Annotated in this window: 5 protein-coding genes and 2 tRNA genes; 3 read left to right on the top strand and 4 right to left on the bottom strand. The window is 44.1% G+C overall.

Features of this window, described 5'->3' with window-relative positions:
• Positions 1 to 266 precede the first annotated feature (266 nt).
• The gene (locus tag MHN01_RS12990; protein WP_239411730.1) at positions 267 to 1,295 is read left to right on the top strand and encodes a porin; all 1,029 of its coding nucleotides are present in this window, start codon (positions 267 to 269) and stop codon (positions 1,293 to 1,295) included.
• A gap of 233 nt (positions 1,296 to 1,528) precedes the next feature.
• On the opposite strand, the gene MHN01_RS12985 is transcribed toward MHN01_RS12990, so the two are convergent.
• The gene (locus MHN01_RS12985) at positions 1,529 to 2,224 is read right to left on the bottom strand and encodes a DUF2057 domain-containing protein (RefSeq protein ID WP_239411729.1); all 696 of its coding nucleotides are present in this window, start codon (positions 2,222 to 2,224) and stop codon (positions 1,529 to 1,531) included.
• Between the two features lie 932 nt (positions 2,225 to 3,156).
• Between MHN01_RS12985 and gltX the strand changes: the two genes are divergently transcribed.
• Positions 3,157 to 4,581 carry a glutamate--tRNA ligase gene (gltX, locus tag MHN01_RS12980; RefSeq protein WP_239411728.1) on the top strand — a complete coding sequence of 475 codons (1,425 nt, stop codon included), beginning with the start codon at positions 3,157 to 3,159 and terminating at the stop codon, positions 4,579 to 4,581.
• Between the two features lie 60 nt (positions 4,582 to 4,641).
• Here the strand turns inward: gltX and MHN01_RS12975 are convergent, their stop codons facing one another.
• Positions 4,642 to 4,827 (bottom strand): hypothetical protein, encoded by a 186-nt coding sequence (locus MHN01_RS12975; protein ID WP_239411727.1) that lies wholly within the window; start codon positions 4,825 to 4,827, stop codon positions 4,642 to 4,644.
• Positions 4,828 to 5,147: 320 nt separating this feature from the next.
• Between MHN01_RS12975 and MHN01_RS12970 the strand changes: the two genes are divergently transcribed.
• Positions 5,148 to 5,223: transfer RNA gene (locus MHN01_RS12970), tRNA-Ala, on the top strand.
• Between the two features lie 245 nt (positions 5,224 to 5,468).
• Here MHN01_RS12970 and MHN01_RS12965 read toward each other — a convergent pair.
• Together MHN01_RS12965 and MHN01_RS12960 are read right to left on the bottom strand one after the other, a co-directional pair.
• Positions 5,469 to 5,545, bottom strand: a tRNA-Arg gene (locus tag MHN01_RS12965).
• Between the two features lie 63 nt (positions 5,546 to 5,608).
• The coding region (locus MHN01_RS12960; RefSeq protein WP_239411726.1) for a flagella assembly protein FlgT middle domain-containing protein at positions 5,609 to 6,445 on the bottom strand (837 nt) is incomplete at its 5' end.

The following is a 6,445-nucleotide window of genomic DNA, read 5'->3' as shown; positions in this document are numbered from 1 at the left end:
ATAAAATGAGAAGTATCACTAAAAAATACATTTATAAATTTTATATTTTAATGGTGTAGGTGCGTCATAGTTCACCCAAATATTGATGTTTTGTGCTGCAAAAGTAGTCTTGTACCTGAAGTTTCACAGGGGTTCATAAAGAACTAAAAAAATATGATTTAGCCGAATTTAGGATTCGGCTGACATATTGGGAGAGTTACTTGATGTCTTCGGCGGCCAACCAATAAGGCACAGGTAAACAGCTAGTATTTTTTAGGAGTTATTCCATGGAAAACATGTTTAAGCGTTCAGTAGTAGGTGTAGCAGTTGCAGCTGCTGCAATGGCTTCAGTATCAGTTCAAGCGAAACCAGCAACAGATACCGTTGATCTATATGGCCAGGTTGCCGTCTCTGTATGGGGTGGCGAGGCAGAAGGTGATACTTTAAATGTTTTGAATGAATCACGTTTTGGTTTACGTGGTACCGTTGATCTGGAAAAAGGCCCTAAGGTTTTCTGGCAGATGGAAGCCGGTGACGTAGGCGATGGTCAAAGCGAGGAGGACGGTGGTATCTCTCGAATGGGCTTCCGTGATACCTATATCGGTTTTGACTTTGATGATGTAGGTAAACTACGCGTAGGACGTGTGCTAACGCCTGCATATGAAATTGTTGACTGGCCATATTCAGGTCAGAAACGTGGTGAAGTCTTTGACTGGGTAACTGATGTCGAAGGTGGCGTAAACTATGATCGTCATGGCGACAGCGTTCGTTTTGACTCTGCTCAGTTTGGTGCGGTGAATTTCTCATTAGCTGCCGGTAAAGGTAACGTTACTGAAGAAGATAATAATTTCTATGGTGCGGCTGCTCATGTTAAAGCTGGGCCTACAGTATTACACCTTGGTTATGAATACGGAACTGACCGCCGATTAGACAAAGATGATGATAACTCTGTACGTTCTGATACTCAGCTTATCATTGCAGGTTTTGAGGCAATATTTGGTTCATTTGGTCTTCACGGGGCTTATAAAATCATGGGTGCCGAATATGATAATAACGCGCCTGACCAGGATCAGACTGCTTTCTCGGTAGGTGCTTCATATTCTATGGATGATTGGCTATTCCGTCTAGGTTATGCTGCTCAGCAAGACTTGGAAACAGGTAATGTCAAAACAACGGCAAACTCAGAAGATATCGTTTCTTTTGATGCAACATACTTTATCGACCCGAATGCAGAAGTATGGGTACGTCCTTACCAGCTAACTAGAGGTGGCGATAGCAAGTTTGGCTTCGGTGTTGGTATTGGATACTACTTCTAACAGCACAATGCCAAGCGTAAGCATGATGTAATTTGCTTTTAAAGCCGACTTTTTTGTCGGCTTTTTGCTCTCTATCAGATTGAAAATATCTTTATTGCTCAAGTTATTAATGTTTTGAATCCTGCACCTTGAGGTAACCTTGGGTATAATAGATTTGGCATCAGGCATAAAGAAGGCTCATTCATTAATAATGAATGAGCCTTCTTGCTGTTATTGTTATTGCTACTGAAGAGCTAGTTGATATTGGCGATAGCCCAGCTTAAAAACTTCTTCTTTGTATTTTCGTCAGCTTGGTTGAACCAGTGTTGTAGCATCATTTCAGCTTTCTTAGATTCAGCAAGTTGCGGTGATGTATTTGTAGTTGGTAGAACAGCTGCTTTAGGTGCCACTTCCTGTGGCTGAGCAACTGCCGCGCTTAGTGTGTTCGGTGTTGACACATAAGCTGCGGTACTGGCAATAGCCCCGCTCTGATTATATTTCTCAACTTCACGAGTGAAGTCAGGAGCAAGATCGAAGCCTACAGCCAATGTATCGTATGCGAATGGATAATCTTTCCCAGATTCCTTGATCATAAATGAAGGTGCTTTATTGAAGTTACGACCTTCATCCAGTGTTTTGATATTCGGGACCTCTAGCTTCAGGTGAGTATTATTTCCATCAAAACGAACAATGATAGGGACTGACTTGTATTTTGTTTTCTTGCTGCCCGTTTCTCTGACTGCTTTAGCAATACGGAAAGCGAGCTGGTTGGTACCATCAGGCAGCTCAATCTCAGGTTGATGATCAAAACCAAATATGGAGTAACCACCATCTTGACCGTTAACCACTAAAAGCTGAACTCCCTTTGGTATTTCCATTGTTACCTGCGCCGCTGCTGCCGGTGCTAACGATAGCAACATTGTTGCCAAAGCAATTTGTTTTAACTTCATAAAGACTCCTTGAAGGGGCCGCGTAACTAGTCAGCGGCTGTCCCTCGTAAAAAGATATTTCGCAAAACGATTTTACTTGGCTAGGCGGATGTTAAAAAGCTTATTTAATTTCTCTTTAGTAGTAATCAGAGCTCAGTCACAACCATAATAACGATGGGTTTTTAAGATATACCTGTTTGGAATTTATGTTTTATCGGGATATTTATCTGTTGTGTCGCATTTGCGTACCGGGTGTTTGGCGGTTAATGTTGCATGCTGTTTCTTGTCCCTTAATCGCTATTATATTCGTGTGAAACTACCGTAAAGAACGAGGCCTGTTTGTTTTTTAGGTAATGGTGTTGCGATGTCTGTCACGCTTTTGGCGAAATAAATATCAAGCAGCCTATGTTGGCCTAAGAAGGCCCCATTAAGTGGTTGATACTTGCTCATGGTGAGCAAGATATCAAGATTAAACGCACACTACCACATGTCTTCTGTCACTTGCGCTTTTATCATAATGCATTGATAGTTAAGGGGTGATTGTTTTTATAATTCGCTGGTTGAAGAGTGTTATAGTTATCCTTTTACTATATTTACGTGTCGAAAAAAGATTGTACTTTAGCTCATGTTCAAAACAACGTAGAAAACATTTGCGTGCTGACCTTCGTTTGCCAACTGAGGTGTGCATTCAGATACAGCTTCATTTTTAGGAGCATCTACATGGAAAACAATCTTAAACATTCGCTATTGAGCGCAATGGTAGTCGGAATTATGGCAGGTTAAGCGGTAACTGTTGCTCATTCTGTTCAGGCCAGTGCCTTTCTTGCCAGACACTCATGCTTCCCGTTTTTGATATTTGTACAATTGGTTCACGGTGCTAAAATAGCAGCCAATTTGCTGTCAGGTAGCCTGTTGTGCAGCCTGACCCTTCTATTTCATTTAGGTATTTACAGATGACGGTTAAAACTCGCTTTGCACCTAGCCCGACAGGCTTTTTGCACGTAGGTGGTGCTCGTACAGCTCTATATTCTTGGTTATTCGCAAAACACATGGGTGGCGAATTTGTTCTTCGTATTGAAGATACAGACCTTGAGCGCTCTACACAGGAAGCGATTGATGCCATTCTTGAAGGTATGGAGTGGCTAGGTTTGAACTGGGATGAAGGCCCTCATTACCAGACTAAACGTTTTGATCGTTACAACCAGCTTATCGATCAGCTGATTGCCGAAGACAAGGCGTACAAGTGCTACTGCCCGAAAGAGCTGCTTGATGAACTGCGCGAAGAGCAGATGGCAGCAGGCCTGAAGCCACGCTATGATGCCGATCACCCTAAGGTGGTTGCAGCAAACGGCGCGGCAACTGAAGAGTCTCCGTTTGTGATCCGTTTCCGCAACCCGAAAGAAGGCACGGTTGTGTTTGATGATCACGTTCGTGGCCGTATTGAAATCGCGAACAGCGAGTTGGATGATCTGATCATTCGCCGTACCGACGGCAGCCCGACTTACAATTTCTGCGTAGTGGTTGATGACTGGGATATGGGGATCACTCAGGTGGTTCGTGGTGAAGACCATATCAACAACACACCGCGCCAGATCAACATTTATAAAGCACTTGGTGCACCGGTACCAGAGTTCGCGCACTGCGCAATGATCCTTGGTGATGACGGCGCGAAACTGTCTAAGCGTCACGGCGCTGTTAGCGTGATGCAGTATCGTGATGAAGGTTATTTGCCTCAGGCCCTGCTTAACTACCTGGTACGCTTGGGCTGGTCTCATGGCGATCAGGAGATCTTCTCTCTGGAAGAGATGATTAAGCTGTTCAGCCTGGACTCAATCAGCAAGTCTGCGTCTGCATTCAACACTGATAAGCTATTGTGGCTAAACAACCATTACATTAAGACTGCTGAGCCGGAGTATGTTGCTAAGTATCTGCAATGGCACCTGGAGCAGAAAGAAATCGATACAGCAAACGGTCCGGTGATTACTGATGTGATTGCATTGGTCGGCGAGCGTTGTAATACGCTGATTGAACTTGCCGAGCAGTCTCGTTATTTCTATCAGGATTTCAACGAATTTGAAGCTGGCGCGGCGAAGAAGCACCTACGTCCGGTAGCTAAAGATGCGCTGGCTCTGGCACTGTCGAAAGTTGAAGCGCTAACTGAGTGGACAGCTGAAAACCTGCACAGCGTGATCAAAGAGACCTGTGAAGAGCTGGAGCTTGGCATGGGTAAGGTCGGTATGCCACTCCGTGTCGCTGTTACGGGGCAGGGACAATCTCCATCAGTTGACGCGGTAATGCAACTTGTTGGTAAAGAGCGCGTAGCAAAGCGTATTAACATGGCATTGGCATTCATTGCTGAGCGTGAAGCAAACGCATAAATGAACAGGCGGAATGACTTTCATTCCGCCTGTAACTACTTGCTAGACGAAGTAGTTAATTTATTTCTTACTCGACTTATGTATTAACTCATAGCGTGCCATACAAACTCGAATATTTTTTGCACCTGCACAGTATCTGAAAGCATCTTGGTCGAGAACAACTGGAGTACCAGCAAGAGTATATGCCATTGAGTTAAAGCTGGTTGATAGTAATGCTGCTGTAACAAAAATCATTAACTTCTTCATACGCAATCTCCCATGTACCATTAACGTTTCAATTTCTTCTTATTCGCAAGCAGTATGCTCGAGCCTGCAAAATGCTGCACTCGTCACATGAATATGAACGTTTATTGCTCATACCACTGAGATCATAGAACAGGAACATTTTTTTCAAATCTTAATAAGCATCGACTTTTTTATACAAAAACATGGGCCTTATAAAATTTGAAGAATTTCCAAAATGGCATAAATTTGATCAAGTTAACAAAATTTTGGAATGTGAAAAAATGAGTATATTGAAGCTATTGACATGAATTCATTAATTATTTATTATCAGCTCACGATTTGGGGCTATAGCTCAGCTGGGAGAGCGCTTCGCTGGCAGCGAAGAGGTCTGCGGTTCGATCCCGCATAGCTCCACCATATTTTTTATCGTTTTGTCTTAAGTATGAGAAAGCGATAGTTAGAAAAATGAAGAAACCTCGCTATGAGCGGGGTTTTTTTATGCCTGTCATCTGCACTGATTCAATCTTTGTTCAGCCTGTAATTCCCTCTGCCTCCTCCCACATGGCAGTTTTGTACCTGCTGGTATTGTCTAATAGATGCCGGGAAACTGATGATAAATCTAAGGGATGGAGAAGGTCGAGATAAAAGGGTTTGTGTAGAAATGGCGCTCCCTGCAGGAGTCGAACCTGCGGCCTTCCCCTTAGGAGGGGGACGCTCTATCCAGCTGAGCTAAGGGAGCATCAAGAAATTAAACTTGAAGTGCCATTATACCTAAAATATCACTAATTTTAAGTGATTAGTGTTAACGAGGCAGCTGCTTGGTCAGTAAATCACCAGGTTGAATGCTGCTCGCCAGATCTGCTTGCTCGACGGAAAGCTCGGTCGTTTTTTCGTAAACGCGATCTACCGTTAGGGTAATGTCCGTCTGCACCATTCGATTGCGCGGGATGCCCTGTTGGTCAATAAAGCCTGCGCTGTGCCAAAGCTTCAACTTATCACCACGTTTTACTCCATGAATACGGCCAATATTGATTTGTATTTTGTTTCCGTAGACATTCACGACTTCAGGCAAGCTCGTTCGGCATGAAAGGGCACTCTCGAGATCGAGCATCATGTTGCGACTCACCCGTTGTACTGCCTGGCCATAGCTCGATTGCCAAAAACGGGCACTCTGGGTATCTACCTGGCTGACGCGGGAGAATGGCCACTCGGCAATTTCACGGTAGTTATTTTGCATCAGCACTTCACCGGTTTTGCCATCCATTATTTTGAGAGTGGCGGCAAATTGACGGTTTATTTTATCACTCTGGAGCAGTTTTTGATCTAGGGTCGATGTCAGGTCAGTTATTTGACCGTTGATAATATATTGGGCGTCATTATCTTCGGCCAGCATCATCATGGCGGCAGGTTGTCCGGCATTTACCGGTACGCGAGTGATCCCGGAAACCACAAAGCTTTGTGATTTGCGCTCAATCTGGCGTTTTAGCATTAACGAAAAATCACTGCCGAGCTGATAGATCCCCCCCATCGCGGCGTGCTGCGGCGAGACAATATCGAAGCTGCCTAGCAGTACACCTTTTTTGTATTGGATTTTGTGGCAAGTATTTGCCGATGGGTAAACGTCGATACGTGCCGTCAG

The organism is Photobacterium sp. OFAV2-7 (assembly GCF_022347985.1).
In the GTDB taxonomy this organism is placed as follows: Bacteria; Pseudomonadota; Gammaproteobacteria; order Enterobacterales; family Vibrionaceae; genus Photobacterium.
The sequence above is the reverse complement of the archived record's forward strand: the minus strand, read 5'-3'. Positions and strand labels throughout refer to the sequence as shown.